This is a genomic window from Variovorax sp. UC122_21 (assembly GCF_044056785.1).
GTDB lineage: Bacteria > Pseudomonadota > Gammaproteobacteria > Burkholderiales > Burkholderiaceae_C > Variovorax.
Genome location: NZ_CP172004.1, coordinates 2,459,466 through 2,485,366 on the forward strand (window position 1 = coordinate 2,459,466; position 25,901 = coordinate 2,485,366).

The window sequence follows — 25,901 nt, forward strand, 5'->3', positions numbered from 1 at the left end:
GCGCGTGGGCCTATCGCAGGCCGTGCGCCTGCAGCACCGTCTTGAGCCTGCGCACCTCGTGCTGCAGGTCGAGGATCAGCGCCGCGGCATCGAGGCCGACGCCGAAGTCGCGCTCGAGCCGCCGTGCCTCCAGCGCATGCTGCAGGTCGGCGCTCGAGAAGCGCCAGCGCTCGGGCTGCGCCTCCTCGGTCTCGATGCGCACGATGCCGACCTCGACCAGTTGCACGACCCAGGCGGTGTCGGCACCGCAGGCATGCGCGAGTTCGCTCGCGGCCAGCGGATGCAGTTGGCCGACGGCGGTGGTGGTGATGGAAACGGTCGCCATCTCAGACTCCCAGATGCTGGCGTGGGTTGAACGAGGCCGAGGCCTGTGCAAGCGCCTCGTAGGCGCTGCGCGCGGCCTCGCTGTCGGCGGGCGGCAGCGCGATGTCGAGCAGCAGGTAGAGGTCGCCGGGCGTCTTGCCCGCGAGGCCGCGGCCCTTGAGGCGCAGCTTGAGGCCGCTCTTGGCCTGCTTCGGCACCGTGACCTCGACCGCGCCGCCACCGGGTAGCGGCACCTCGACCTGCGCGCCGAGCGCGGCCTCGGTGGGCGTGACCGGCAGGGTCATGTAGAGGTCGCGCGCCTCGACGCGGTAGAGCCTGTGCGGCGCGATGCGCACCTCGAGGTAGAGATCGCCGGCCGGCTCGCCGCCATGGCCCGGCAGGCCCTGGCCCGCGAGGCGGATGAACTGGCCCGGGTGCACGCCGGGCGGGATCTTCACGCTCAGGGTGCGGGTTTCCCAGCGCGGCTGGCCCTGCGCGTCGAGCACCTGCGAGCGCAGGCTGATCTCGCGCTCGGCGCCGCCGATGGCGTCTTCCAGCGCGATCTCGATCGCCGCATGGTGGTCCTCGCCGCGCGCGCGGAAGTTCTGCCGCGCGGCGCCGCGGCGCTCGGCCTCGCCGAACATCGAGGAGAAGAACTCGCTGAAGTCGGCATGGTCGGCCGGACCCTGGCGCGGTCCGCGGTGGAACTCGAAGCCGGTGTCCCAGCCCGGCGGCGGCTGGAAGTCGCCGTCGGGGCGGCCGCCGCGCGCCACGCGGTCGGCCAGGGCGTCGTAGGCGGCGCGCTTCTCCTTGTCGCCGAGCACGTCCTTGGCTTCGTTGATGTCGCGCATGCGCTGCTCGGCGTCGGGCTCCTTGCTGACGTCGGGGTGGTACTTGCGCGCGAGCTTGCGGTAGGCCTTGCGCACCTCGTCGTCCGACGCGGTGCGCTCGATGCCCAGGGCGCTGTAGTAGTCCTTGAATTCCATGGTCTTGGTGTGGGGTGTGGGGACGGCTCGCGCGCGGCGCTCGGAGAACCCTAGGCCAGCGCGGCGTCGCCGTCGGCATGCCGCGAGAGCGGCGTCACGGCCCATGTGGGGCCGCTGCGGTCGAAACGCAATGGCTGCGCGTTGCCCAGGAGCCCCAGGTCGACCGGCACGCCCAGCAGCGCGGCCAGCGCATAGAGCGTGCCGCCGTGCGCCACCACCAGCACCGGCGCGGGCTGGGCCAGGGCCTCGGCCAGCGCGGCGCGCTTGCGCGCGACGAACTGGGCCAGCGTCTCGCCGCCCTCGGGCTCGCAGGCCCAGTCGATGTTGGCCGACGAGGTGCCGATCAGCGCGCCGAAGTTGCGCTCGCGCAGCACGGCCTGCGCGGTGGGCACCAGCTTGAGCGCGCTGCCCACCGCGTGCGCGGTGTCGAAGGCGCGCCGCGCATCGGAGCAGACGATGGTGCGGATCGGCTCGCCCGCCAGCAGCTCGGCCGCGCGCGCGGCCTGCCGCAGGCCTAGCTCGCTCAGCGGCTCGTCGGTGGCCTGGAAGATGCGCTGCGCGTTGCGGCCGGTCTGGCCGTGGCGCAGGAAGTAGAAGTGGTCGCAGGCCGGCGCCAGCGGCTGCGCGGCGGCGAGGGCGATCAGCTGGTCGAGGCCCGAGGGCCGGTGGCCGGAGGCGGAAGGAGTTGCGGCAGGGGTTTGGGACATGGCGTCGATTCTGCGCAATCCATGTGTCGCAGCGGCGGGCTCGGGTTTGCTCGATCTCAGTAGGCGAACTGCAGCGGCCGTCCCTCGCGCTGCGCCTCGACGTCCGCGCGGTGGAAGGGCAGCGCGTGCCACTGCTTGGCCGCGAACAGCGGCAACTGGTCGTAGGCGCGCGGCGAAGCGAGGTCGCTGCTCTGGCCGTAGGTCAAAAGGCCTTGCGCCACCGGCCCGCGCTCGTCGAAGCCCACCACCTGGATGTAGCTGCTGCCGTAGTTGACCTGGTAGCCCTTCGGGTCGATCAGCGACTGGCCCTGCGACTCGAGCTTGTTGAGCACGCCCTCGAACTCGTCGCCGCCATGCAGCGCGATGCGCTGGCCGCGCACCTCGCGCGACTGCGGCACGCCCAGCGGCACGTCGGCCGCGAAGCCCGCGGTGCGCAGGATGCCGACCGCCTCGCCCAGGGCCTTGAAGACCGCGGCGCGGGTGGCGGGCGCGGCCATGTCGAGGCCGGCCGGCGTGGTCACGGGCTGCGCCGGATCGAAGGGCAGGCGCCAGACCTTCGGGATGTCCTTGGCCTTGCGCCAGAACTCGCGGAACAGCGCCGCGCCCTTCGCGTCGGCGTTGCTGGTGCGGCCCAGGCCGCGAGCACGCGGCAGCCCAGCGCCTGGTCGACGTCGAGCGCGCCGCCGGCCGCCGCGCAGGCCGCCTGCAGGTCGTCCATCACCAGCAGGCCCGCGAGGTTGCGGTCGCGGAAGATCACGCTGCGCAGCTCGGCCGCGCCCATGCGGTTGCCGGGCAGGCCGTCGGCGCCCGCGAGCCGGCCCTCGATCTCGAGGATGCCGCTGCGCGTGCGCAGCCGCTGCGGCACGCCCACCGGCCCGACCAGCGGCGACACGCCCGCCATCGGCGCGATGCGCGGGTTGCTGAGCCAGTAGCTGTCGTTGCTGTTTCTGCACCCAGTCGGGCGTGACCACGACCGGCATGCGCACGGGCGCGATGAGGCCCGGCGACGCGGCCGTGGCGTCGCGCTGCCAGGCGCAGGCGGCGCGCGAACCGTCGAGCACGGCGAGGCTGGCCGCGTCAGCAGCGCCGCCGCACCCGGCGAGGGCGCGCAGGCGCGCAGCTGCTCGGCCGAGACGTCGGGCACCGCCGAGAGGTCGGCGTACATCGCGTTGCCGTCGCGGTCGGCCGCGATGGTGTTGATCCACGGCATGCCCTGGTTGCCCATCGCGGCGCGCAGCTCGGCCACGTTGCGCGCCTGCGCCATGCGCATCCAGGCCTCGGCCGAGCGCACGTTGAGCGTGTTGGCGTCGCGGATCGCATAGGCGCGCTGCGCGGTCCAGCCCAGGCCGGCCTTGGGCAGCGCGATCAGCGGGCCCCATTCGCTCTCGTAGAAGGTGTGCTGCAGCGCCGGCGCGCCCTCGCTCGCCGGCAGGGTCACGGTGCGCGCCGTCATGCGGCGGCGCTGGCCGTCGACGAGGTAGACGGTCGGGTCGGCCGGGTCGAGCTGCAGCTCGTAGAGCGTGAATCGCTTGCCGGTCGACACGGTGTGGGTCCAGGCCACGTCCTTGTTGAAGCCGATCGCCACCACCGGGCTCAGGCCGCCGGTGGCGCCCATCACGTCGACGCGGCCGGGGATCGTCAGGTGCAACTGCCAGAAGCGGTTGGTGCCGGTCCACGGGAAGTGCGGGTTGCCCAGCCGCAGGGCGCGGCCGTCGGGCGTGGCGTTGCGCCCGAAGGCCCAGCCGTTGGAGCCGAGCTCGCCGCCCTCGGGATTGGCGTTGAAACTGTGGCGGCCGATCTCGGCCACGGCCTGGTCGAGCGGCACCGGCGCCGCGCCGGTGCGCGCGCCCGGCGCGGGCGGCGCCGCCTCGAGCACCGCGCCCGCGAGCGCGCCCAGGCCGCCCTGGATCATCGATTGCTCGGTGGCGCGCGCCAGGTCGGCCGCCGTCATCGGCCGTACCCAGGGCTTGCCGCGGCAGGCCGCGGGCAGGCCGTTGGGGCCGGCGTCCTGCAGGTAGCGGTTGTAGCCGGCCACGTAGCCGCGCATCATGGTCTGCACCTCGGCGCTGGTGGTGGCGCCGGCGCGCGCGAGCGCGGCATCGTCCATGTGGTAGCGCACGAACAGGTCGATCTGCGCGTTGGGCATCAGGCCCAGGCCGAAGGCGCCGCGCTCCTGCGCGCCGAAGAAGCGCGAACGCTCGCCGCGCATCGTCACCAGGTGCTCGGCGGTCTGGCAGACGTTGTCCTGCGCATGCGCGTAGGCGGCGCCGAAGGCCAGGCCTTCGTAGTCGGGCGCGGTGACGTGGGCGATGCCGTAGGTGGTGCGCTCGATCGTGACCGCGCGCCCCGAGGGTGGCGGGGCGCTGGCGCAGCCCGCGAGCAGCAGGGCGGCGGCGAGCAGGGAAAGGGGAAGGGTGGCTGCCTGTCTCTTGGTGTTGTTCATGGTGGTGCGGCGCGAAGCCTTCGTTGGAAAACAGCGGGGGACCGAGCGTAGGCCCGCCTCTGCCGCGCCACCTGTCGCCGGCGCGGCAGCCGGCGCCGGAACGTCTCGCTTCAGCCGAAGCGCATGCCCTTCGGGCGTGCCTGCAGCCGGTTGACGTAGGCGTCGATCCGGGGCCGGTTGGAACGGCCGCCGAAGGCGCGCAGGTAGATGAACATCGAGCCGATCATCACGTCGGCCGCGGTGAACTGCGCGCCGAACAGGTAGGGGCCGTCGCCGAGCTCGCGCTCGACCGCGTCCTTGGCCTCCTCGAAGTCGGTCCAGCCGCGCGCGCTGTTGTTGCTGCGCAGCTTCAACATGCTGTCGCCCATCGCGGGCTCGAGCTGCGCGGTCGAATAGACCATCAGCGACAGGAAGCGGCCACGCGCGGGCGTGCCCACGGGCGGCGCCAGCTTCTTCGCCGGGTACTTCTCGGCGATGTAGAGGCAGATGGCCGCGTTCTCGAACAGCCGCGTGCTGCCGTCGACCAGCGCGGGCAGCTTGCCGGCGGGGTTGATCTTGCGGAACTCGGGCGTCTTGTGCGCCTTCTCGCGGATCAGCGTGGGCACGATCTCGTAGTCCACGCCGGCCTCGTCGAGCATCCACTTGGCGACCTGCGCGCGGCTGTGCGGGTCGAAATACAGCTTCATGGTCATGAGGGTGTCTTCCTTGGGTTTGCGCTGGCTCAGAACTTCGGGATGCGCAGCGTCTTGCTGATCATCAGCGTGCCCGAGAGCGCGAACAGCAGCGCCATCGGATGCAGCTGCCACGGGCCCACGCTCCAGGCGCCGCCCCACAGCGCGTCGCCCAGCCGGCCCTGCGAGGCGGCCCAGGCGAGCACGCCCACCAGCACCACGCTGGTCGGGATCGGCGTGCCCTCGAAGTACTTGACCTTGTCGCCGCCGGCCGAGAGCGATTCGGCCGTGACGTTGAAGCGCGCGAGCCGGCTCACGCCGCAGCAGACGAAATAGACCAGCGCCACGCAGTCCCAGCCGCCGTCGAGGCCGGCCGCGAAGCCCAGCGCGGCCGGCGCCACGCCGAAGGAGATGATGTCGGCCAGCGAATCGAGCTCGCGCCCGAGCGCCGAATGGGTCTGGCGCCAGCGCGCGATGCGGCCGTCGAACACGTCGAACACGAAGGCCGCGGGCGCGAGCGCGGCGGCCCAGTAGAAGTGGGTCAGCGACTGGCTCGCCATGTAGGCCATCGCGAGGAACACCCCGCCCACGCCGCAGGCCGCGTTGCCGAGCGTGAACACGTCGGCGAGGTGGAAGCCGCGGATCATCGAGAAGTGCTTGCGCACGGGAGGGGAGTCGGGGCGGGGCATGGCGTGGGGGCCTCGGTGGAGGGAAGTGCGGGCCACCTTAACCGAAGCGCCGGGCGCGATCTGTAGTCGCGGTCCGACGCCGACGCGAAGCCGCGCGCGGGTTCGAGGCGAAAAAAACGGGGCGCGGTCAGGCGTCGACCGGCACGCGGCCGCGGGCCTCGTCGTGCGCCTGCGCGATCCGCGCGAAGCGCGCCAGCAGCGAGGCCGCGGCCGGCGTGGCGCCGACACCTTCGCGCAGCGCCGCGGGATCGACGCCGTCCGCGCGCAGGTCGCCGGCCAACTGGTCGACGTAGCCGCGCATCATCGGCGCGCCGAACTCGGGATGGAACTGCAGGCCCCAGGCCCGTTCGCCGACGCGGAAGGCCTGCACCGGCTCGTGCGCGTTGCCCGCCAGCCGCACCGCGCCCTCGGGCAGGCGCAGCGCGCTCTGGCGGTGCACCACGTGGGCCTCGAAGCGCGGCGGCAGCTCGCGCAGCAGCGCGTCGTCGGCCGCGGCGGCTTCGAGCGCCACCGTCACGGTGCCGATCTCCAGCCCGCGCGGATGGTCGCCGGCCTCGCCGCCGAGCGCATGCGCGAGCAGCTGGTGGCCATAGCAGATGCCGAGCACCGGCGTGCCCTGCGCGACCGTGCGCGCGAGCCAGCCGGCAGTGCGTTCGCTCCAGTCCTCGCGGTGCGACACCATCGCATGCGAGCCGGTCAGCACCGCGCCCGCGATGGCGGCGGGATCGGGCAGCGTGTCGCCGCGGCGCGGGTCGATCACGGCGATCGGCAGCGTGTCGTTCGCCAGGCCGTCGGCGATCCAGTGCTCGAAGTCGCCGTGCGTCTCGCGCAGGGCGTCGAAGGTGTCGCCGAGCTTGACGATGACCAGGGGAAGAGGGTGCGCGGTATCCATTCCCCGATGATGCCAAAGCCTCAGGCCAGCACCACGCGCTCGCAGGCCCGGCGCAGCGCCGGCAGCGCCGGCATGTCGCGCGAGGCGGCGTCGGTGACGACCACGTCGATGTCGGCGCTGCGCGCATAGGTGACGCGGCTGGCCTGGCCGATCTTGGCGTGGTCGGCCAGGATCACCAGCTGCTGCGCCTGCTCGGCCATGGCGCGCGCGATCGCGGCCTCGTGGTGCTCGAAGCTCATCGCGCCGTGCTTGGGATGCATCGCCACCGGCGACAGCAGCGCCACGTCGGCGCGGTAGCGGCGGATCTCCTCGACCGTGCCGGCGCCGCAGGTGGCCTGGGTCTTGACGTCGATCTCGCCGCCGAGCAGCACGGTGCGCCCGCCGGTATCGCGGCCCTCGGCCGCGCCCGCGAGCTTGAGCGCGATGCTCAGCGAGTTGGTGATGACGGTCATGCCGCTGAGCGTGGCCAGTGCCTCGGCCAGCAGCGCGGTGGTGCTGCCGGTGTCGAGGAACACCGTCTGCCCCGGCTCTAGCAGCGCGATCGCGGCCCGGGCGATGGCGCGCTTCTCGCGCTGCCGCGCCACCAGCCGCACCGCGAGCGGCGGCTCGGGTTCCGCGCCCGTGGCGACGGCGCCGCCATGCACCCGCCGCAGCTCGCCCAGGCCCTCGAGCTCGAGCAGGTCGCGGCGCACGGTTTCGCGCGAGACCGCGAGGTCCTGCATGATCCGCTCGACGCTCAGGCGCGAGAAGGTGGCCAGCAGGCTGCGGATGCGCAGGAATCGTTCTTCTTGGAGCATGGGATGCCGATGGGAGAGGGAGCGATGGCGCCGGTGGCGGACCGGCGCCATTGTGGAGGAGGCGCGTGACGCTCAGGCCGCCTGGCCCATCGCCGGATCGCTGATGCCGTGGCTGCCGTTCTCCACCCGGCCCGCGAAGCGCCGCAGGTAGCTGCTGCCGTCGTCGACGTTGGCCGTCACGCTGAAGTCGTACCAGTGCTTCGCCGGTGCCAGGTCCCACTTCTGCACCACCACCTGGCCCGGCGCGAGCGCGAAGGACCACGGCCCGTCGGTGCGGTAGGCATTCGGCGCCACCGTGACGGTGCAGCTGATGTTGCCGAGGTTGTGCATCTCCAGGTGCACGTCGCCGTTGGCGGCGTCGTAGCAGACGCGGACCTCGGGCAGCGCCGTGCCGCCCGCGAGCGCGGCCGGCAGCTTGCCGCCGAAGCGCCGGAAGTAGCCGTTGGGGCCGAACACCGAGAGGTCGTAGCGCCCGCCGGCCGCCACCGCCCAGGCGTCGTTGAGCAGCTTGCCGGGCTCCACCGTGTAGCGGCGCGGCACCTTGTCGAGCGCGAGATGGTCGTAGACATGGAACACCGCACCCGCACCGCCGGTGTTGCCGAACACCAGCCAGAATTTCTGCTGCGCCACGTCGGGCCGGCCGCTGGTGTGCAGCTCGTAGGGCAGGGCGCGCGAGTAGCGCACGCCGGTGGCCTGCTGGGGCAGGGTGCCGGTGCCGGGCGCGGGCGCGACCGGGGTGGGCAACAACAGCTGCTTCGCGATGGCATCGTCGGCCGCCTTGCCGTCGATGTGCGGCAGCGCGGGCAGCGCCGCATTGGGCGTGGCGAAGTCGAAGCAGGTGCCGAGGTCGCCCGCGACCGCGCGCCGCCAGGGGCTGATGTTGGGCTCCATCACGCCGAAGCGCGTCTCGAGGAAGCGCACCACCGAGGTGTGATCGGCCACATGCGAGTTGACCCAGCCGCCGCGGCTCCAGGGCGACACCACGTACATCGGCACGCGCCAGCCCATGCCGAAGGGCGAACCGCGGTAGGGCGCCTTGAGGTCGTTGCGTTCGCCCAGCGTCGACACCGTGCTCATGCCGGCCTCGCTGCCGTCGGCGTTGAGCGAAGGAATGGACGGCGGCGGCATGTGGTCGAAGTAGCCGTCGTTCTCGTCGAACATGATGAACAGCACCGTCTGGCTCCAGACCGCGGGATCGGCCGTGAGGGCGTTCAGCACGCGCTCGGTGTATTCGGCGCCCCACAGTGGCGACGAGGGGCCGGGATGCTCCGAGTACTTCTCGGGCGCGACGATCCAGCTCACCTGCGGCAGGCGGCCGGCCTTCACGTCGTCGGCCAGGGCGTCGAGCGAGCGCGTGGACAGGCCGCGCGCCTTGAGCGAGCGCTGCGCCTCGGTCGGCTCGGGCGCGTAGTAGGCCTGGCGAAAGCTGGTGAAGCCCTCGAGCGGGTTGTCGGTGTAGTTGTCGGCCATGTCCTGGTAGATCTGCCAGCTCACGCCGGCCTGTTCCAGGCGCTCGGGGTAGGTGGTCCAGTCGTAGCCGGGCGCGTTCGCGAGGTCGTCGTTCGAGTTGTCGATCGCGGGGCCGCCGCCCTGTCCCAGCGGGTCGTTGGTGCCGCTCCAGAGGAACAGGCGGTTGGAGTTGGTGCCGGTGAGCTCGCTGCAGTGGTAGGCGTCGCACAGCGTGAAGGCATCGGCCAGCGCGAACTGGTAGGCGATGTCGCTCTGCGTGTAGTAGCCGAGCGCGCGCGCCGTCTTGGCCGCCACCCACTGGTTCATGCGCCCGCCGTTCCAGGCCTGCTGGCCGTCGGACCAGCTGTGGGCCATGCCGGTGGTGCGCTGCGCGCTGGTGGCGGTGGTGTCGTAGCGGAAGGGCACGCAGGTGCCGCTGCCCGAGGTCGGCGGTTGCTGCCACACCGGCTTGCCGTTGGACAGCGGTACCGGGAAGCGGTCGCCGAAGCCGCGCACGCCGCGCAGGGTGCCGAAGTAGTGGTCGAAGGAGCGGTTCTCCTGCATGAAGATCACGACGTGCTTGACGTCGCTGATGGTGCCGGTCTCCTGCGTGGCGGGAATCGCCAGCGCGCGGCGGATGCCGGGCGGCAGCAGGCCGAGCGCGGCGGCCGCGCCCGCGGTGGTGGCGGCGCCGCGCAGGAAGCCGCGGCGGGAAGGGGATGCTTGCTTGTCGCTCATGGTGTTCGGGCTCAGGGCGCGCAGCGCACCGACTCGGGACGGCGCGGCGGCAGTTGGGAATCGGGCGTGCCGCCCGGCGGGGTCAGCGCCTCGGCCGGCGGGCCGGCGGTGGCCGGGTCGTTGGGCACGAGGCCCGTGGCCGGGGGCAGGGCGATGGGGCCGCCACCCCCTCCGCCGCCGCCGCAGGCCGTGAGCACGGTGGCGGCGAGCAGCGCCAGGGCGCAGGCCGCGCGTTGCATCGTTGGGTTGCGCATGCGTGTCTCTCCTCAGGGCACCAGCGTGGTCAGCGAACCGCGCGAGCGCGCGATCGACTCGATCTCGGCCGCGCTCAGCACGCGGTTCCAGGTCGCGAACTCGGCGAAGTCGAAGCGCCCGGCGATGGTGTTGCTCGCATTGCCGTTGCGGTAGTTCGGGCCGTAGCCGCCGTCGCCGTCCTCGTTGAGCGAGAAGCCCTTGTTGAGGCCGTTGAGCGCGGCCGCGAAGGCGCCGGTCAGCGTCACCGAACTGCTCTGCAGGCCCAGCGAGGGGTCGAACACGTAGTAGTTCGCCTTCAGCGCCGACACGTCCACCGTCATCACCACATAGGCCCAGGTGTTGGCGCTGAAGCCCAGGTCCTTGTCGCCGACGCGCTCGCCGCCGCGGCCGATGTTGAAGCGCAGCGCGCTGCCGTACTGGCCGATCGCGATGCCCGGGTTGGAGCCGCTGCCCCAGTCCTTGTTCGAGATCACCGGCATGCCCGAGCGGGTGGCGTCGGAGCGGAACCAGAAGCCGAAGCTGAAGGGCGCGCTGGTGCTGGTCACGCTGGCGGTCGGGATCGAGTAGCCGCCGTCGCAGGCGGTGCAGACCTTGGTGCCGGTGTAGTCGGTCGACAGCAGCGCGCGCGTGCCGCTGCCCAGCGGTCCGTCGCCGGCCGCCGCGTAGACCGCGGTGGCGCCCTTGACCCAGGGCGCGAAGACCTGGCCACCGGCGATGCGGTCGCCGAGCGCGCCATTCAGCGGGAACAGGTGCGTGAGGCCGTTGGCCACGCTGGGCAGCAGCACGATCGGCTTCACGTAGTCGAGCGAGGCGCGCAGCGAGACCGGCGTCTTGTCGGCCATCACCGTGTAGTCGTAGGCGTAGGTGCCGCTGGCGTCGAAGGGCATGGTGGTGTCCTCGAAGCCGAGGGCGGTGCCGGGCAGCGTGGCCACGGGCGCGCCATCGCTCAGCACCGTGATGGAGGCGACCGGGGCCGGCAGCGTCCAGCTCAGGCGGATGCCGTTGCGCTTGTCGTTGGCCAACGCAGCGAGCTGGCGCACGCCGGGCGCGCCCAGCAGCGGCGCGCCGTCGATCGCGTACTTGTCGGCAGCGGGCAGGGCCGACAGGTGGGTCAGCAGGGTGGGCGCGATGTCGGCCGTGGAGGCGTAGCCGTACCAGTCCGCGATGTTCGCGGGCAGCCCGGCCGGCGCTGCTGCGTCGAGGTTGGCGCGGCGGTCGAGCACCAGCGCGGTCGCGAGGTTCGACGGCACCGGAATGCCGTCGGCCACGCCGGTGGCGCCCAGGCCGTGGGTGGTGGCGACGACCACCAGCCAGTCCTCCTGCGGCTGGGCCGCGCGGCGCCGCGCCAGCGCGGAGCGCAGCGTGGCGATCTGCTTGTCGACCTGCGCGAGCGCGTTCTGGTAGTCGGTGCCGTAGCCCGCCACGTCGGCGACCTGCGCCGGGCCCTGGTAGTCGGCCACCACGAGGTCGTAGCCGCCGCTCTCGAGCGCGCCCGCGGCCTCGGTCGAGACGCAGTCGTCGCTGCCGTCGCAGTCCTTCGCGAGCTCGAGGTAGCCCGCGGCCTTGTCGGTGCGCAGCAGTTGCGGCAGGCCGCTCCAGCTCGCGACCACCGCGCTGCGGGTGTCGGCGCGGCGCTGTTTGAGCAGCTTGAAGACCGTGTCGGCGCGGAAGGCCTGGCCTTCGTAGTTGGAGCGGATCTCGTGCCGGTCGGCCCAGCCGCCGGTCAGCAGCGTGGCCCACGACGGTCCGTCGGTGGCCTGCTGCTGCGTGCGCCGGCCGATCACGCCGCCGGTGTAGGAGGGCAGCAAGGTGCCCAGGCCTTGCAGCGCGGGCATGCGCGCATCGCCAAGCGCCTGCTGCAGGGCCGCGTACTGCACGCCGTCGACGCCGATGACCAGCGCCTTGGGGCGCGGTGCCGGCGCCGGGGAGGGCGCGGGTGCGGGAGCCGGCGCGGGCGGCGCAACGGGAAGGAAGGGGGGCGAACCACCGCCACCGCCGCCGCAGGCGGCCAGCAGTAGCACGGGGGTCAGGCACAGGGCGGCGCGCGCGAGGCGGCCTCTCGGCGTTGTCATCGGGGAACTCCGGCAGGTCAAGATCGCCGGGGCGGGCTCAAGGCCGCCCCGGCACGAAGGCATTCGCGGTCGCGCGTGGCCTGCCGTCGATCGATGCATTCATGTGCACTTGGGCAGATGAATGTGATTTACAACAAAGTCCACAAATACAACCAATGCCACGGATGCTGCGCGACGCGCATGACAGCGCCGCGACAGCGCAGGCCGACGAAGGCGCAGGAAGGCGCCGTTACACCCGATACAGCCGGGACGCCCGCCGCCCCGCTCGCGCTGGCGGCGCGGGGCACCCGTTCCTACGATGCGGTCTCGTCCAACCACTCCCTTCGCACCAAGACACCCATGAACACACCGATCCGACGCCGTACGCTCCTCGCCGCCGCCAGCGCGGTGCCGCTCGCGAGCGCCTGCACGGCCTGGTCCGCCGCCTCCGGCCCGGACGCCGAGGCCCGGCTCGCCGCGCTCGAGCGCGACTGCGGCGGCCGCCTGGGCGTGCACGCGCTCGACACCGGCAGCGGCGCGCGCATCGCGCACCGCGGCAACGAGCTGTTTCCGATGTGCAGCACCTTCAAGCTGATGCTCGCGGCCGCGATCCTGCAGCGCGCCACCGCGCAGGAGCCGGCGCTGCTCGAGCGCCGCCTGAGCTACACCCGCGCCCAGCTGCTGCCCAATTCGCCGATCACCGAGAAGCACCTGGCCGACGGCATGACCGTGGCCGACCTGTGCGCCGCCACGCTGCAGTACAGCGACAACGCCGCGGCCAACATGCTGATGCACCAGCTCGGCGGGCCGGCCGGCGTCACGGCCTATGCACGCTCCATCGGCGACACGGTGTTCCGCCTCGACCGCTGGGAGACCGAGCTCAATAGCGCCATCCCCGGCGATCCGCGCGACACCACCAGCCCGGCCGCGATGGCCGCCAGCGTGCAGCGGCTGGTGCTCGGCGATGCGCTGGCCGCGCCGCAGCGCGCGCGGCTCGAGGCCTGGCTGCGCGGCAACACCACCAGCAAGGAGCGCTTCGTGGCCGGCGTGCCGGCCGGCTGGACCGTGGGCGACAAGACCGGCGCGGGCGACTACGGCACCAACAACGACGTCGGCGTGCTGTGGCCGGCTTCGGGCGCGCCGCTGGTGCTCGCGGTCTACCTGACCTTCCCGGGCGACAAGGGCGCGAAGACGCGCAACGACGTGGTGGCGTCGGCGGTGCGCATCGTGGCGAACGCGATGCGGGGCTGAGCGCCCGCGCTGCTTGCGGGCCGCAATGCCGTACCCGCCCCATCGGGCACTGCGCGGCGCGCCTGCGCCCTGGCGCCATCGGCGGGACAATGGCCGCGCCTTGCGCGCCCCGCGCGGCCAGGGCATCCAGCCAGAGCCCCCGCCGCATGTCGTCCCCGCCCGCCGTCTCCACCTCCTCGTCCTCCTCCCAGCCCTCGTTCTCGCTGTGGCGCATCGCGGTGCCGGCCTTCGGCCCCTCGCTGCTGTTCGGCATCGGGGAGGGCGCGATCCTGCCGATCGTGCCGCTCACGGCGCGCGAGCTCGGCGCCTCGGTGCCGATGGCGGCGCTGGTGATGGCGCTGATCGGCATCGGCTCGCTGCTCAACAACATCCCGGCCTCGATGATCACCATGCGCTGGGGCGAGCGCTGGGCCATCGTGGCGGCCGGCGCCTGGAGCGCGCTCGGCATGGCGCTGTGCGTGTGGACCTCGCACCTGGGCCTGTTCGCGCTCGGCTGCTTCATGGTCGGCATGTCGCAGGCGGTCTACAACCTCGCGCGCCAGAGCTACATGAGCGAGGCGGTGCCGGTCGAGTACCGCGCGCGGGCGCTGTCCACCCTGGGCGGCGTGATGCGCATCGGCATGTTCATCGGCCCCTTCCTGGCGGCTGGCGCGGTGCATTTCTTCGGCCTGATGGCGGCCTATGTGCTGGGCATCGTGGCGGTGGCCGGCGCGGCCATCCTCGGTGCGCGCATTCCCGACCTCGAGCTGCCGCCCGCGCCGCCGGGCCAGGCCGCGCCCGCGAAGCCCACCATCGTCTCGACCCTGCGCGACCACCGCCGCGTGTTCCTCACGCTGGGCATCGCCGTGACCCTGGTCAGCGCGGTGCGCGCCTCGCGCCAGGCGGTGATCCCGCTGTGGGCCGACCATCTCGCGCTGGCGCCCTCGGTGGCCTCGCTGATCTACGGCATGGCCGGCGGCATCGACATGCTGGTGTTCTACCCGGCCGGCAAGGTGATGGACCAGAAGGGCCGGCGCTGGGTCGCGGTGCCCTCGATGCTGATCATGGGGCTCGCGATGCTGCTGATGCCGCTGACCACGGGCGCCGCCACGCTGCTGGTCGCGGCGCTGGCCATCGGCTTCGGCAACGGCATCGGCTCGGGAATGATCATGACCCTGGGCGCCGACCATTCGCCGCGCCACGGCCGCGCGCATTTCCTCGGCGTGTGGCGGCTGATGTCCGACATCGGTGCCTCCTGCGGGCCGGCGCTGCTGTCCTTCCTCGCGGGCAGCCTGTCGCTGGCCGCGGGCATCGCGGTCACGGGCGGGCTCGCCTTCGCCGCGGCCGGGGTGCTGGCCCACTGGATTCCGCGCCGCACGCCGGGCCACGAGTCCTAGCGAAGCCTGCCGCGTCCTGGCGCCGCCTATCATCCACCCCACACGGGGGTCCCGACACACATGTCCAATCTCATCGTCCACGGCGGCACGCCGCTGCGCGGCCGCATCACGCCGTCGGCCAACAAGAACGCGGTGCTGCCGATCCTCTGCGCCACCCTGCTCACGCGCGAGCCGCTGCGCCTGCACGGCGTGCCCGACATCACCGACGTGCGCAAGATCCTCGACATCTTCCGCACGCTGGGCAGCGAGGTGCAGCTCGACCACGCCACCGGCACGCTCGCGCTGCACCACCGCGACACCGTGTTCGACGCCGCCGCCCACCGGCTGCCCGAGGAGATGCGCTCCTCGATCATGCTGGTGCCGCCGCTCTTGGCGCGCTTCGGCGTGGCGCGGCTCGAGGACAACGTCAAGGGCTGCACGCTGGGCGTGCGCGAGATCGATCCGCACGTCGAGGTGTTCCGCAGCTTCGGCGGCCAGGTCGAGCGCGCCGAAGGCTCGCTGCTGGTGCGCACCGACGGGCGCCTGGTGCCCACCGACCACTGGCTCGACTACGCCTCGGTCACCACCACCGAGAACTTCGTGCTGTGCGCGGTCGGTGCCGAGGGCACCTCGACCCTGACCAACGCCGCCTCCGAGCCGCACGTGCAGGAGTTCTGCCGCTTCATGGCCATGATCGGCGCGCGCATCGACGGCATCGGCACCTCGCGCCTCACGGTGCATGGCGGCCATGCGCTGGGCGGCGGCGAGTTCCGCTTCGACGAGGACTTCCACGAGATCACCACTTTCCTCGCGCTCGGCGCCATCACCGGCGGCGACGTGGTGGTGCGCAACAGCGCGCCGGCCAACTTCCCGCTGATCGACCGCACCTTCGCCAAGTTCGGCGTGCAGATCGTGCACGAGGACGGCTGGTCGCGCGCCGTGCGCTCGGGGCCGCTGAAGGTGCAGACGCCCTTCACCGCCAACGTGCTGACCAAGGTCGAGGCCGCGCCGTGGCCGTACTTCCCGGTCGACCTGTTGCCGATCTTCATCGCGCTGGGCGTGCGCGCGCAGGGCAACGCGATGTTCTGGAACAAGGTCTACGACGGCGCGCTCGGCTGGACCGGCGAGCTCTCGAAGTTCGGCGCCCACGTGTTCTCGTCCGACCCGCACCGGCTCATCACCTTCGGCGGTGCCCCGCTGGTGCCCGCGGTGGTCGAGAGCCCCTACATCATCCGCGTGGCGATCGCACTGTTCATGGTGGCCTCGAGCATCGAGGGCCGCTCCGAGATCCGCAACGCCACGCCGATCCGCCGCGCGCATCCGCGCTTCGTGGAGAACCTGCGCAGCCTGGGCGTGCAGGTGGAGTGGACCAGCGAGGAGTAGAAGTAAGCGGGTTCGCTACAGCACGAACCAGCCCACCGCCACGTAATGGCTGACCGTGCCCCCGAGCACGAACAGGTGCCACACGGCATGCGCATGCCGGAAGCCCCGGCGGTTGCGATAGAAGACCGTGCCCGCGGTGTAGAGCACGGCGCCGATCAGGAGCCATGCGAGGCCGCCGCCCTCGAGCTGCATCGCCAGCGGCACGGCCGCCGCGATCGCGAGCCAGCCCATGCCGATGTACAGCGGCAGCGAGGGCTTCACGGGCGCGCCGCGCGCGGCCAGCAGCTCGCGTCGGATGCCGACCGCGGCCGCGCCCCACATCGCCAGCAGTGGCACCCAGGCCCAGGCGCCTTCGAGCATCACGAGTGCGAACGGCGTGTAGGTGCCGGCGATCAGCAGGTAGATCGCGCAATGGTCGGCGCACTCCCACAGGCGCTTGCGCCGGCCGCGCGTGCTGTGGAACAGGGTGGAGGCCGCGTAGAGCGCGACCGCCGAGAGCGAGAACACGAGCGAGCCGGCGATCTTCGCCGGGTCGCCCGTGGGCAGGGTCTTGGCCAGCAGCAGCACGGCCGCCGGCAGGGCGAGCAGCAGGCCGAGCAGGTGGCTGTACCCGTTGAGTCGTTCGCCCGGGTACATGGTGTGCCGCCTGCCTGCTTCGGTCGGTCCGCCGCGAGCCGGCTCAGCGGCCGGTTTCCTTCAGGTAGTCCTGGCGCGCGTCGAAGGCCGTGTTCGCGAAGTCCGAGAACACGCCGTCGATGCCGGCGCGGAAGTACGCGAGGTACTCGGCCTTCGGGTCGCCCTTGTAGACGGCGGCCAGGTAGCGCGACTCGTTGCGGAAGGTGTAGCTGTGAACGAACAGGCCGGCCTTGTGGGCGTCGGCGATCAGGCTGGTGGGCTTGATCGTGTTGGCTTCGACCATGCCCTTGTTGGGCGTCTTGAACGGAACGATCGTGTGCGCCATCACCTGCGGCTTCCACGGGCCGATGCCGTCGGCATAGGTCTTGACCTCGGCCAGGCCGGCGGGCGTGAGCATCGCGCCGAACCAGCGCGGGTCGCCCGCGAGGGTCCAGCTGTAGGGACGGCCGTCGACGAAGGTGTAGTCGTCGGTGGTGACGTAGATCATCTCGCCGGTCTTGAAGTCGATGTCGTTGCCGTCGACCAGCTGCACCGCGCGCGCCTTCAGGCCGGCCGAGCGCAGGTACTTGAGGCTCACCGGGTCGAAGCTCTGCACGAAGATCGGTGCGTCCTTGCGGTTCAGGTCGTTGGCGTTCATCGCCTTGAGCAGCGCGTCTTCCAGCGGGTGGCTGCCGGCCGGGCCGCAGCCGTTGGCGATCGCCTGGGCGTTGTTCCAGATCGGGTTCTTGGTTTCCGGATACACGGTGATCGTGCGGCCGGTGGCCTTGGCCTTGGCACGCATGATGTCGATCACTTCCTGGAAGCTCAGGATCGGCAGCTTGCCGTTCAGCTCGGTCGGGCGCTCGTCCTTCGCGTCGTAGGTGGTGCCGTGGATCCACTGCTTGAGTTCGGCCAGCGTGAAGTCGGTGATCGACCAGTCGTTGGTGTGGTCCTCGCCGTCGACGACCAGCGACTTGAGCACCGACTTCGGATCCTTGGGATCGGTCAGGTCGCTCAGGTACTTCGCCGGGCCGTTGGCGGGAATCGCCGGGTAGGTCACGTCGACGCGCACGCCGGGCACGGTGCGCTTGCGCGCGGCCACGGTGGCGTTGGTCTTCGCGACGTCGGCGATGTCGGTGTTGTCGCTGAGCCAGGGGTTGTGGCGCGCGACCAGCACGCAGTCCTTGGTCAGGTGCAGGTCGGTCTCGAGCGAATCGGCGCCGGCATCGGCGGCCGCTTCGTAGGCCTTCTGGGTTTCCTCCGGGAACAGGCCGGGCAGGCCGCGGTGGCCGATCACCAGGGGCACCGAGCCGTCGAGCGTGCCCAGCGGGGTCGGTGCCGGGGCGGGGGCAGGGGCAGGCGCCGGAGCGGACGGAATGACCGGGACGAAGGCGCTGCCGCCACCACCACCGCCGCAGGCGGCGATGACGAGGCTGCCGCCGAGCGCGACGAAGGCGGCACGCAGGGGACGGGGTGCGGGCGCGGGAAGCTTTGAGGTCATGGTTGTTTTTTGCGTGTTGGATATGGCCAGAAGGCCGCCGGATGCTAGGTTTGACCCATGACGGAACCATGACTGGCGCAACGGCCCGCGGCAGCGACATCGTGGCGTCATGAAGCCTCCGACCCGCTGGCCGAGCACCGGCCTGCGTGCCGCTTTCAACGCGGATGCGTGGCCATGAGGCGGCGTCCATCGAAGAAGGGTTTGCGTCCGGTACATTCGCGCTCGATGGGCGAGGCCAGGCAATGTCCTGCGCGATGTGCGCGATGTGCAATCGAGGGAGAACAAGGCGATGTCAGGGTGGAAACGCTGGATCGGCGGTCGCGTCGCGCCGCAGAACGCGGTGGACGCGGCGCCGAAGGAAAGCGGCGCGGTGGAACTTCGCGCCGGCACCTTCGAGTTCGAGCGATGGATCGCGCGCAACTCACTCGAGATGGTCGGCGAACTCGCGCATGGCGCGCAGCACCTGGGCAATCTGCTGCTGATGGCGCCGACCGATGCGGACTCGCTGGCCTTGGCCGGGCGCTATGCGCACAAGGCGGGCAGCGGTGCCGCCGAGACGCTGCTGCCTCCTGAACAGCAAAGGTACGCGGGCCCCGAGGCGTTGCGGGCATGGCTCTGGCGGCGCGATGGCCGGCTGGAGGAGGCCACCGAACTCGTGGTGGAGATCGTGCAGTCGGAACCCGAGGGCGCTGGCAGGCTGAGTGCCTGGCTGCTCGAGTGGCTCGAGCCCGCGGGAGCGATCGAGTCGCTCTCCGTCGGGCTGCAGATGCGCCTGGCCAAGACGATGCTGACGCAGTCCTCCGAAGCCCGACTCAGCAGCGCCCGCCGACTCTTGTCGATGCAGCGCTGGGCACGGGTGCTGGCGCGCATCGCGCCGCCGGACGAGTTCCAGGCGCAGTGGTGGATGCTGCGGATCGGCTTCCTGCGGCGCGCCGGCCTGTTCGACGATGCGCTGCGGCTGGCCGGGCCACTGGCCGAAGCTTCCGACTGGCATGCGGCGACGGCGATCGGCCTGGTGTTGCGCCAGCAGCGGCGCATGCCCGAGGCCGAGCAGGCCTTTCGCCGTGCGATCGCGTTCGAACCGCAAGAGCTCAGCACCTTTCTCGAGATGGCGGATGGCTGGCTCGAGAACCATGACTGGACACAGGCGCTGCAGGGGTACGACCATGTGCTTGCGCAGGAGGCCCATCATGACTGGGCGCAGGCCTCGCAGTGGTATTGCCAATGGAAGCTGACGGGAGACGCGCAGTGGATCGACCGCGTCCTCGAAGCCGCCCAGGCAGGCAATGCGCGGGCGCAGCGGCTCTGGCATGCCGCGTTCGACAGGCTGCCCGAGCCGGAGGACGCGAGCGCCAATACGCTGCGCCAGCTGCTGGCGTCGCTTCGGGCCGCCCCGCCGGCCGGCAACAGCACCGAGCCGTCTCGGCCGAATCGCTTGACGATGAGCCTGTCCTCGATCGAGGCGCCTTCCAATGCCCTGGCTTTCACGCTGGCGCTGGCGGCACTGGATCAGCCCGTGACTCTGGCGGTGCGGATCGGCGGCATCCCGCATCCCGATCCGCGGGAGCCGGCCGGTCCGGTGGCACATTCGCTGTGGCGCTACGACGGCACCGATGCGAGCCCGGCATTGCCGGCTCCTGCGCCGGAGGTGCTCGAACGCATCGCCGGGCTGGCCCGGATGCCCTATGAACCGGATGCCAACTGGGCCGCCGCCAGCCACGCGGCGCTGGCCCTCGGTCCCGCGTCGGGGCAAGACCGTTCGCTCGAGGTGCTGGCTTGCATGGTGCATCCACCCGCGCTGCCGGCGGGCACCGAGGCGCTGGCCTGGGTACCGCGCGTGCAGATGGTCGCGGCGCAGGTCCTGGCGCAGGTTGACGAGGGCTGGCAGGGTTCGCGGCGGCGCGAGCTGCTGCTCTCCGCGATGCTCGGTCCCGCCGATTGGTCGACCTGTGCGGCGATCCGTGCGCTCGCGTGGATCGGCCGCCATGAACCGGCCCACATGCTCGACATCCATCAGTGCTTCGAGCGCCTGGAGGCGCATCGGCCCGACAGCGGCTATTGCTGCTGGATCGCCACGCTCTACGAGCAATGGCTGGCGCTTCCGCTGCTGTTCGATAGCGAGCGCGAGACCTTGCGCGTCAAGCTGGCGCAGCTGTCGGACGATGAATGAGCGGCCGGCCCGGATGCCGCGGCCATGCCTGCCGGCGCGGCACGGTCCCACGGCATGGCGCTACTTCAGCGCCCCGAAGCGCTCGGCATAGAGCGCCGTCACCCAGTCCACGAACACCCGCACGCGCGGCGACAGCAGCCGGTGCTGCGGGTAGAGCACCGAATAGACCATCGGCGGGCAGGGCGTGTCGGCGAGGATCTCGACCAGCGTGCCGGCGCGCAGCTGGCGCTCGATGTGATAGCGCGGCACCTGGATGATCCCGCAGCCCTGCTCGGCGCAGGTCTTGTAGCTGTCGGCGTTGTTCACGCTGATCCAGTCGGGCAGCACGACCTGCTCGATGCGCCCGTTCACCTCGAACAGGTAGGGGAAGTGGTCGGGCCGCGAGGACGAGAAGAAGTTCACCGCCAGGTGCTGCTGGCTCAGCAGGTCGGCCGGCGTCAGCGGCGTGCCGCGTTCGGCCAGGTAGGCCGGGCTCGCGCAGGTCACCTGCGGCAGCAGCGCGAGCCGGCGCGTGACCAGCGAGGAGTCCTTGGGCTCGCCCGCGCGCACCACGCAATCGACGCCCTCGCGCACCAGCTCCACGAGCCGGTCACCGCTGCCCACGGCGAGCACGATGTTCGGATAGCGCGCATGGAAGTCGCCGATGCGCGGCAGCACGATGTCGTTGGCGGCCGCGCCATGGATGTCGATGCGCAGCCGCCCGCGCGGATTGACCGCGAGCTGCGCGAGCGAGGACTCGGCGTCCTCGAGTTCGAGCAGCAGGTGGCGGCAGCGCTCGTAGTAGGCCTGGCCGTCGACGGTGGTGCGCACCTGGCGCGTGGTGCGCTCGAGCAGACGCACCTGCAGCCGGGCCTCGAGCTCCTTGATCGCATGGGTGGCCGTGGCGCGCGGCAGCTCGAGCGCGGCCGCGGCCTGCGTGAAGCTGCCGAGCTCCACGATGCGGGTGAACAGGCGCATGGCGTCGAATCGGTCCATGGAATGAGCTCGGTGGATTGTTGGCTGCCATTGAATTGTATTGGCGAGATTCGCGTATTTATTCGCCAGTTCAGAACAGAGAGACTGCCAGCGCGCGGCCATCCCGCCGCGCCTCGTCACCTTTTTCCTTCCGAGGAGCGACCCCCATGCAGTTGATCTTTCCGCGCCTGCGCGGCACCTATGACCGCTTCGAGCCGCTGAGCTACGCGCTGCTGCGCCTGGCTTTCGGCCTGATGCTCGTGACCCACGGCCTGCCCAAGCTGCTGGGCCGCAGCCACGGCAGCATGGCCGACCCGATGAAGGGCTCGGTCAACCTGATCGCCAACGTGCTGCACCTGCCGGGCGCCGAGCTGCTGGGCTGGTTCGTCGCCATCCTCGAGGGCGTGGGCGGGCTGATGCTGGCGGCCGGGCTGCTCACGCGCGTGGTCGCCGCGATGGTCGCGGCGCAGATGCTGGTCATCTGCTACGTGATGGGCCCGACCTTCCCGTGGATCGACCGCGGCTTCGAATACCCGTTGATGCTGTTCTTCATCGCGCTGTGCCTGCTGGCGCGCGGCGGCGGCCGGCTGTCGCTCGATGCGCGCATCGGGCGCGAAGTCTGAACGGAAGAAGAAAGAAAGGAAGCCACGATGAATCCCACCGCATCCTCCGGCACCGGCGCGCCCGCGCTGAACCGGCGCACCTTCATGATGAGCACCGCGGCCGGCGCCGCCGGTGCGGCCGGTGCCGCGGGCACCGGTCTGGCGAGCGCGCAGGAGGCCACGGCCCCGCCCGCGCCGCCGCGCATCGACACCCGCGTCGTCATCAACGGCCAGCCGCATGCGCTGCAGCTCGAGCCGCGCGCCTCGCTGCTCGACGTGCTGCGCGAGCAGCTCGGCCTCACGGGCGCCAAGAAGGGTTGCGATCACGGCCAGTGCGGCGCCTGCACCGTGCACCTCGACGGCCGGCGCGTCGCCTCCTGCCTCACGCTGGGCGTGAAGGCCGACGGCTGCACCGTCACCACCATCGAGGGCATCGCCGCGCCCGACGGCACGCTGCATCCGATGCAGCAGGCCTTCGTCGACCACGATGCGCTGCAGTGCGGCTACTGCACGCCGGGCCAGGTGATGGCCGCCATCGCCTGCGTGCGCGAGGGCCATGCCACCAGCGAGGCGCAGATCCGCGAGTACATGAGCGGCAACCTCTGCCGCTGCGGCGCCTACGCCGGCATCCTCGAGGCGATCCGCGATGCCGCCCCGCGCATGCGCGCCGAGACCGAAGCCATGGAGGGCCGCCGCCATGCATGACTTCGCCTACCACCGGCCGCGCAGCGGCGCGAGGCCGTGCAACTGCTGGCGCGCAGCCAGCCCGGCGCGCGCTACTTCGCGGGCGGCACCACCCTGTTCGACCTGATGAAGCTCGGCGTGGAAGCGCCGGCCACCGTCATCGACATCGGCCGCATCGAGGGCCTGCGCGAGATCGACGCCGGCGACCGGGCCGAGCTGCGCATCGGCGCGCTCGCCGCGATGAGCGACGTGGCCGAGCATCCCGTGGTGCAGCGCGAGTTCACCGCGCTGTCGGAGTCGCTATGGAAGGCCGCCTCGCAGCAGCTGCGCAACATGGCGAGCGTGGGCGGCAATCTGCTGCAGCGCACGCGCTGCGCCTATTTCCGCGGCGGCCCCGAGTTCGCCTGCAACAAGCGCGTGCCCGGCAGCGGCTGCGCGGCACTGGCCGGCGTGAACCGCGGCCATGCGGTGCTCGGCGGCAGCGAGGCCTGCGTGGCGGTCTACCCGGGCGACTGGGCGGTGGCGCTCGCGGCCTTCGATGCGCAGGTCGACACGCTGAGCCCGCGCGGCGAACGCACGGTGGCCGTGCGCGAGCTGCACCGCGCGCCCGGCGCCACGCCGCACCTCGAGACCGTGCTCGCGGCCGACGAGCTGATCGTGCGCGTCCGCGTGCCGCGCACGCCGGCGGGCAGGGCCTCGACGTACCACAAGATCCGCGACCGCGAGTCCTATGCCTTCGCGCTGGCCTCGGCCGCCGTGGGCCTGCACCTGCGCGCCAACCGCGTGGTCGATGCGCGCATCGCGCTCGGCGGCGTCGCCACGCACCCGTGGCGCGCGCTCGAGGCCGAGCGCAGCCTGGTCGGGCGGCCCTTCACGCAGGCCGCGGCGCGACGCGCGGCCGAGATCGCGTTCGCGCAGGCGAAGCCGCTCGAACACAACGGCTTCAAGGTGGCGCTCGGCATCGAGACGGTGACCGACGCGCTGATGCTGGCCCGGGACAGGAGCTGAACCATGGCAACCACGACAAGCAATCCCCCACGCGGCGCGCGACCCGGCGCCGAGCGCGTCGATGCGCACGACAAGGTGCGCGGCGCCACCCGCTATGCGGCCGACGATGCGCGCGCCGGCCTGCTGCATGCCGCGCTCGGTGCCGTCGCGCATCGCGCGCGGCAGCGTGGCACGCATCGACACCGGCGCCGCCGAGCGCGTGCGCGGCGTGCGCAAGATCTACACGCACCAGAACATCGGCGCTTTCGAGTCGGGCGGCTTCCTGATGGGCGGCGGTTTCGGCTTCCAGAGCTTCTATCCGCTGCGCTCGGCGCAGATCGCCTACCGCGGCCAGCCCGTCGCGATGGTGGTTGCCGACACGCTCGAGGCCGCGCGCGAGGCGGCGGCGCTGGTGGCGGTGCGCTACGAGGCCCAGCCCTTCGTCGCCGGCATCGATGCGTCCGACGCGCAGCCGCAGGCGCAGTCCGCGCTGCTGCCGCAGCCGATGTTCGCCGACCGCCGCGTGGGCGATGCCGAGGCCGCGCTGGCCGCGGCGGCCTTCACGGTGGAGGCGCGCTACGAGCTGCCGATCCAGCACCAGAACCCGATGGAGATCATCGCGACCGTGGCCGAATGGAACGAGGGCGTGCTGACCGTGCGCGAGCCGACGCAGAACGCAGAGGGCGTGCGCCACGGCCTCGCGAAGCAGCTCGGCATCGAGCCGGCGCGCGTGCGTGTGCTCTCGCCCACGCTGGGCGGCGGCTTCGGCCAGAAGAACTCGCTGCAGTCGCACACCGCGGCGGTGGCGATCGCCGCGCGCGAGCTCGGCCGGCCGGTCAAGCTGGTGCTGACGCGCGCGCAGCTGTTCCACAACGCCAGCTTCCGGCCCGCGAGCCGCCACCACGTGCGCCTGGGCGCGGACCGCGAAGGCCGGCTGGTCGCGGCCGTGCACGACATCGACCAGCAGACCTCGCGCCACGACCTCTTTCCCTCGAGCGGCAGCGAGATCACTTCGCGGCTGTACGGCGTCAGGCACTTCCTCGGCCGCGACCGGCTGGTGCGCACCGACGTGCAGACGCCGGGCTACATGCGCGCGCCCTTCGAGCATCCGGCGGCCTTCGCCTTCGAGAGCGCGGTCGACGAGATGGCCTACCTGCTGGGCCGCGACCCGGTGGCCTTCCGGCTCGCCAACGACACCGCGGTCGATCCGCTGAGCGGCAAGCCCTTCTCCTCGCGCCACTTGGCCGAGTGCCTGGTGCAGGGCAGCGAGGCCTTCGGCTGGGCGCGGCGCGACATGGCGCCGGGTTCGATGCGCGCCGCCGACGGCAGCCGCATCGGCTGGGGCGTGGCCGTGGGCGCCTACAAGGCCGCGATGGCGCCGGCCTTCGCCACCGTGAGTCTGGCCGGCGACGGCCGCGTGCGCGTGGCCGTGGGCGGGCACGAGATGGGGCAGGGCATGCGCACCGCGATCGCGCTCACCGTGTCGCGCGTGCTGGGCGCACCGGTGGCCGCGGTGGAGATCGCGCTCGGCGACACCGGTGCCGCGCCGCAGCACCTGACGGCCGGCTCCTGGGGCACCGCGACCGTGCTGCCGCCGGTGCAGGAGGCGGCGCAGCGATTGATGGAGGACCTGCGCACCCGTGCGCCCGGCGCGGGCGCGAACGCCACCGCGCTCGAGCTGCTGCGCGCTTCGGGCCGCGCGCAGGCCGAGGCCGAGAGCCGGCGTCGCGCGCCCGGCCAGCCCGAGCAGGTCTACGGCCGGCTCACGGGCGGGCTGCCGGCCGCGGCCGGGCCGGTCTATCCCGACTACGTGGGCTTCAGCTTCATCGCGCACTTCGTCGAGGTGCGCATCGAGCCGACCACGCGCCGCATCCGCGTGCCGCGCGTGGTGAGCGTGGCCGACTGCGGCGCGGTCGCGAGTCCGCGCACCGCGCGCAGCCAGGTCGAGGGCGGCGTGGTCTGGGGCATCGGCGCCGCGCTGCGCGAGGCCAGCGAGGTCGATCCGCGCCATGGCGGCTTCCTCAATGCCGACCTGGCCGAGTACGTGCTGCCGGTGGCGGCCGACATCGGGCGCATCGAGGTCGGCTTCGTCGGCAAGCCCGACACGCGCTTCAACGCGCTCGGCGTGAAGGGGCTCGGCGAAGTCGCGATGGTGGGCGTGGCGCCCGCGATCGTGAACGCGGTGTTCCATGCCACGGGCAAGCGGCTGCGGCGGCTGCCGCTGCGGCTGGAGGACCTGCTCGACTGAATTCGGGGGCCGGACGCAGAGGACGCGAAGGTTTCGCGAAGGACGCGAAAGGAAGACCGGAGAAAGGTGGGCTGCCATTGCGCATGGGCTGCGGGCTTCGCAGTCCCCGCGAAGAAGCACAACCTTTGAGAGGGCGCAGCCCACCTTCAAAGGCTGTTCTTTTGCGTTCT

General features: G+C 71.9%; 22 protein-coding genes and 1 pseudogene. 8 read left to right on the plus strand and 15 right to left on the minus strand.

Going from position 1 to position 25,901, the window contains the following annotated elements:
* Positions 1–10: 10 nt before the first annotated feature.
* The 12 genes and pseudogenes from ACHMXE_RS23915 to ACHMXE_RS23970 all read right to left on the minus strand — a co-directional run bounded on the left by ACHMXE_RS23915 (position 11) and on the right by ACHMXE_RS23970 (position 12,002).
* A complete protein-coding gene (locus ACHMXE_RS23915) occupies positions 11–325 on the minus strand; it encodes a chaperone modulator CbpM (RefSeq protein WP_057595067.1) in 315 nt (104 codons plus the stop codon).
* A gap of 1 nt (position 326) precedes the next feature.
* Positions 327–1,289, minus strand: coding sequence for a DnaJ C-terminal domain-containing protein (locus ACHMXE_RS23920; RefSeq protein ID WP_395351717.1), 963 nt, complete (start codon positions 1,287–1,289; stop codon positions 327–329).
* 50 nt (positions 1,290–1,339) lie between these two features.
* Positions 1,340–1,996 (minus strand): histidine phosphatase family protein, encoded by a 657-nt coding sequence (locus tag ACHMXE_RS23925; protein ID WP_395351719.1) that lies wholly within the window; start codon positions 1,994–1,996, stop codon positions 1,340–1,342.
* 56 nt (positions 1,997–2,052) lie between these two features.
* Entirely contained in the window at positions 2,053–3,201 is a 1,149-nt protein-coding gene (locus ACHMXE_RS23930) for a penicillin acylase family protein (protein ID WP_395352780.1), read from the minus strand.
* A pseudogene (locus tag ACHMXE_RS23935) lies at positions 3,141–4,439 on the minus strand (penicillin acylase family protein); the annotation flags it as partial. The gene ACHMXE_RS23930 and the pseudogene ACHMXE_RS23935, both read right to left, overlap by 61 nt.
* Positions 4,440–4,549: 110 nt before the next feature.
* Positions 4,550–5,131, minus strand: coding sequence for a glutathione S-transferase family protein (locus ACHMXE_RS23940; RefSeq protein WP_395351721.1), 582 nt, complete (start codon positions 5,129–5,131; stop codon positions 4,550–4,552).
* A 29-nt stretch (positions 5,132–5,160) separates the two neighbouring features.
* Complete coding sequence (locus ACHMXE_RS23945) at positions 5,161–5,799, minus strand: CDP-alcohol phosphatidyltransferase family protein (RefSeq protein ID WP_209542714.1); 639 nt, start codon at positions 5,797–5,799, stop codon at positions 5,161–5,163.
* Between the two features lie 127 nt (positions 5,800–5,926).
* Complete coding sequence (locus tag ACHMXE_RS23950) at positions 5,927–6,691, minus strand: glutamine amidotransferase (RefSeq protein WP_395351723.1); 765 nt, start codon at positions 6,689–6,691, stop codon at positions 5,927–5,929.
* A 20-nt stretch (positions 6,692–6,711) separates the two neighbouring features.
* A complete protein-coding gene (locus ACHMXE_RS23955; protein WP_203201563.1) occupies positions 6,712–7,488 on the minus strand; it encodes a DeoR/GlpR family DNA-binding transcription regulator in 777 nt (258 codons plus the stop codon).
* Positions 7,489–7,560: 72 nt separating this feature from the next.
* Positions 7,561–9,675, minus strand: a complete 2,115-nt coding sequence (locus ACHMXE_RS23960; protein WP_395351725.1) for a phosphocholine-specific phospholipase C — start codon at positions 9,673–9,675, stop codon at positions 7,561–7,563.
* Between the two features lie 11 nt (positions 9,676–9,686).
* A complete protein-coding gene (locus ACHMXE_RS23965; RefSeq protein WP_395351727.1) occupies positions 9,687–9,929 on the minus strand; it encodes a hypothetical protein in 243 nt (80 codons plus the stop codon).
* 12 nt (positions 9,930–9,941) lie between these two features.
* Positions 9,942–12,002, minus strand: coding sequence for a hypothetical protein (locus tag ACHMXE_RS23970; protein WP_395351729.1), 2,061 nt, complete (start codon positions 12,000–12,002; stop codon positions 9,942–9,944).
* Positions 12,003–12,341: 339 nt separating this feature from the next.
* On the opposite strand from ACHMXE_RS23970, the gene bla reads away from it, so the two are divergent.
* The 3 genes from bla to ACHMXE_RS23985 all read left to right on the plus strand — a co-directional run bounded on the left by bla (position 12,342) and on the right by ACHMXE_RS23985 (position 15,970).
* A complete protein-coding gene (bla, locus tag ACHMXE_RS23975) occupies positions 12,342–13,232 on the plus strand; it encodes a class A beta-lactamase (protein WP_395351731.1) in 891 nt (296 codons plus the stop codon).
* A 146-nt stretch (positions 13,233–13,378) separates the two neighbouring features.
* The gene (locus tag ACHMXE_RS23980) at positions 13,379–14,608 is read left to right on the plus strand and encodes an MFS transporter (RefSeq protein WP_395351733.1); all 1,230 of its coding nucleotides are present in this window, start codon (positions 13,379–13,381) and stop codon (positions 14,606–14,608) included.
* A 60-nt stretch (positions 14,609–14,668) separates the two neighbouring features.
* A complete protein-coding gene (locus ACHMXE_RS23985) occupies positions 14,669–15,970 on the plus strand; it encodes a UDP-N-acetylglucosamine 1-carboxyvinyltransferase (RefSeq protein WP_093344681.1) in 1,302 nt (433 codons plus the stop codon).
* A 15-nt stretch (positions 15,971–15,985) separates the two neighbouring features.
* On the opposite strand, the gene ACHMXE_RS23990 is transcribed toward ACHMXE_RS23985, so the two are convergent.
* On the minus strand, positions 15,986–16,606 hold the full coding sequence (locus ACHMXE_RS23990) for a hemolysin III family protein (RefSeq protein ID WP_395351736.1): 621 nt from the start codon (positions 16,604–16,606) through the stop codon (positions 15,986–15,988).
* Between the two features lie 43 nt (positions 16,607–16,649).
* The gene (locus ACHMXE_RS23995; protein WP_395351738.1) at positions 16,650–18,086 is read right to left on the minus strand and encodes a glycerophosphodiester phosphodiesterase family protein; all 1,437 of its coding nucleotides are present in this window, start codon (positions 18,084–18,086) and stop codon (positions 16,650–16,652) included.
* A gap of 256 nt (positions 18,087–18,342) precedes the next feature.
* Between ACHMXE_RS23995 and ACHMXE_RS24000 the strand changes: the two genes are divergently transcribed.
* Entirely contained in the window at positions 18,343–20,256 is a 1,914-nt protein-coding gene (locus tag ACHMXE_RS24000; RefSeq protein WP_395351740.1) for a hypothetical protein, read from the plus strand.
* A gap of 60 nt (positions 20,257–20,316) precedes the next feature.
* Here the strand turns inward: ACHMXE_RS24000 and ACHMXE_RS24005 are convergent, their stop codons facing one another.
* Positions 20,317–21,231 (minus strand): LysR family transcriptional regulator, encoded by a 915-nt coding sequence (locus ACHMXE_RS24005; RefSeq protein WP_395351742.1) that lies wholly within the window; start codon positions 21,229–21,231, stop codon positions 20,317–20,319.
* Between the two features lie 146 nt (positions 21,232–21,377).
* Between ACHMXE_RS24005 and ACHMXE_RS24010 the strand changes: the two genes are divergently transcribed.
* The 4 genes from ACHMXE_RS24010 to ACHMXE_RS24025 all read left to right on the plus strand — a co-directional run bounded on the left by ACHMXE_RS24010 (position 21,378) and on the right by ACHMXE_RS24025 (position 25,731).
* Positions 21,378–21,833 carry a DoxX family protein gene (locus ACHMXE_RS24010; protein ID WP_395351744.1) on the plus strand — a complete coding sequence of 152 codons (456 nt, stop codon included), beginning with the start codon at positions 21,378–21,380 and terminating at the stop codon, positions 21,831–21,833.
* A 27-nt stretch (positions 21,834–21,860) separates the two neighbouring features.
* The gene (locus ACHMXE_RS24015; RefSeq protein WP_395351746.1) at positions 21,861–22,517 is read left to right on the plus strand and encodes a (2Fe-2S)-binding protein; all 657 of its coding nucleotides are present in this window, start codon (positions 21,861–21,863) and stop codon (positions 22,515–22,517) included.
* Positions 22,518–22,553: 36 nt separating this feature from the next.
* Complete coding sequence (locus ACHMXE_RS24020; protein WP_395351748.1) at positions 22,554–23,504, plus strand: FAD binding domain-containing protein; 951 nt, start codon at positions 22,554–22,556, stop codon at positions 23,502–23,504.
* 106 nt (positions 23,505–23,610) lie between these two features.
* A complete protein-coding gene (locus ACHMXE_RS24025; protein WP_395351750.1) occupies positions 23,611–25,731 on the plus strand; it encodes a xanthine dehydrogenase family protein molybdopterin-binding subunit in 2,121 nt (706 codons plus the stop codon).
* Positions 25,732–25,901 lie beyond the last annotated feature (170 nt).

Bases quoted from the DNA above. Each gene is read 5' to 3' on its own strand.
- ACHMXE_RS23915 (WP_057595067.1), bottom strand. From the start codon at position 325: ATGGCGACCGTTTCCATCACCACCACCGCCGTCGGCCAACTGCATCCG.
- ACHMXE_RS23920 (WP_395351717.1), bottom strand. From the start codon at position 1,289: ATGGAATTCAAGGACTACTACAGCGCCCTGGGCATCGAGCGCACCGCG.
- ACHMXE_RS23925 (WP_395351719.1), bottom strand. From the start codon at position 1,996: ATGTCCCAAACCCCTGCCGCAACTCCTTCCGCCTCCGGCCACCGGCCC.
- ACHMXE_RS23940 (WP_395351721.1), bottom strand. From the start codon at position 5,131: ATGACCATGAAGCTGTATTTCGACCCGCACAGCCGCGCGCAGGTCGCC.
- ACHMXE_RS23945 (WP_209542714.1), bottom strand. From the start codon at position 5,799: ATGCCCCGCCCCGACTCCCCTCCCGTGCGCAAGCACTTCTCGATGATC.
- ACHMXE_RS23950 (WP_395351723.1), bottom strand. From the start codon at position 6,691: ATGGATACCGCGCACCCTCTTCCCCTGGTCATCGTCAAGCTCGGCGAC.
- ACHMXE_RS23955 (WP_203201563.1), bottom strand. From the start codon at position 7,488: ATGCTCCAAGAAGAACGATTCCTGCGCATCCGCAGCCTGCTGGCCACC.
- ACHMXE_RS23960 (WP_395351725.1), bottom strand. From the start codon at position 9,675: ATGAGCGACAAGCAAGCATCCCCTTCCCGCCGCGGCTTCCTGCGCGGC.
- ACHMXE_RS23965 (WP_395351727.1), bottom strand. From the start codon at position 9,929: ATGCGCAACCCAACGATGCAACGCGCGGCCTGCGCCCTGGCGCTGCTC.
- ACHMXE_RS23970 (WP_395351729.1), bottom strand. From the start codon at position 12,002: ATGACAACGCCGAGAGGCCGCCTCGCGCGCGCCGCCCTGTGCCTGACC.
- bla (WP_395351731.1), top strand. From the start codon at position 12,342: ATGAACACACCGATCCGACGCCGTACGCTCCTCGCCGCCGCCAGCGCG.
- ACHMXE_RS23980 (WP_395351733.1), top strand. From the start codon at position 13,379: ATGTCGTCCCCGCCCGCCGTCTCCACCTCCTCGTCCTCCTCCCAGCCC.
- ACHMXE_RS23985 (WP_093344681.1), top strand. From the start codon at position 14,669: ATGTCCAATCTCATCGTCCACGGCGGCACGCCGCTGCGCGGCCGCATC.
- ACHMXE_RS23990 (WP_395351736.1), bottom strand. From the start codon at position 16,606: ATGTACCCGGGCGAACGACTCAACGGGTACAGCCACCTGCTCGGCCTG.
- ACHMXE_RS23995 (WP_395351738.1), bottom strand. From the start codon at position 18,086: ATGACCTCAAAGCTTCCCGCGCCCGCACCCCGTCCCCTGCGTGCCGCC.
- ACHMXE_RS24005 (WP_395351742.1), bottom strand. From the start codon at position 21,231: ATGGACCGATTCGACGCCATGCGCCTGTTCACCCGCATCGTGGAGCTC.
- ACHMXE_RS24010 (WP_395351744.1), top strand. From the start codon at position 21,378: ATGCAGTTGATCTTTCCGCGCCTGCGCGGCACCTATGACCGCTTCGAG.
- ACHMXE_RS24015 (WP_395351746.1), top strand. From the start codon at position 21,861: ATGAATCCCACCGCATCCTCCGGCACCGGCGCGCCCGCGCTGAACCGG.
- ACHMXE_RS24025 (WP_395351750.1), top strand. From the start codon at position 23,611: ATGCGCGCGCCGGCCTGCTGCATGCCGCGCTCGGTGCCGTCGCGCATC.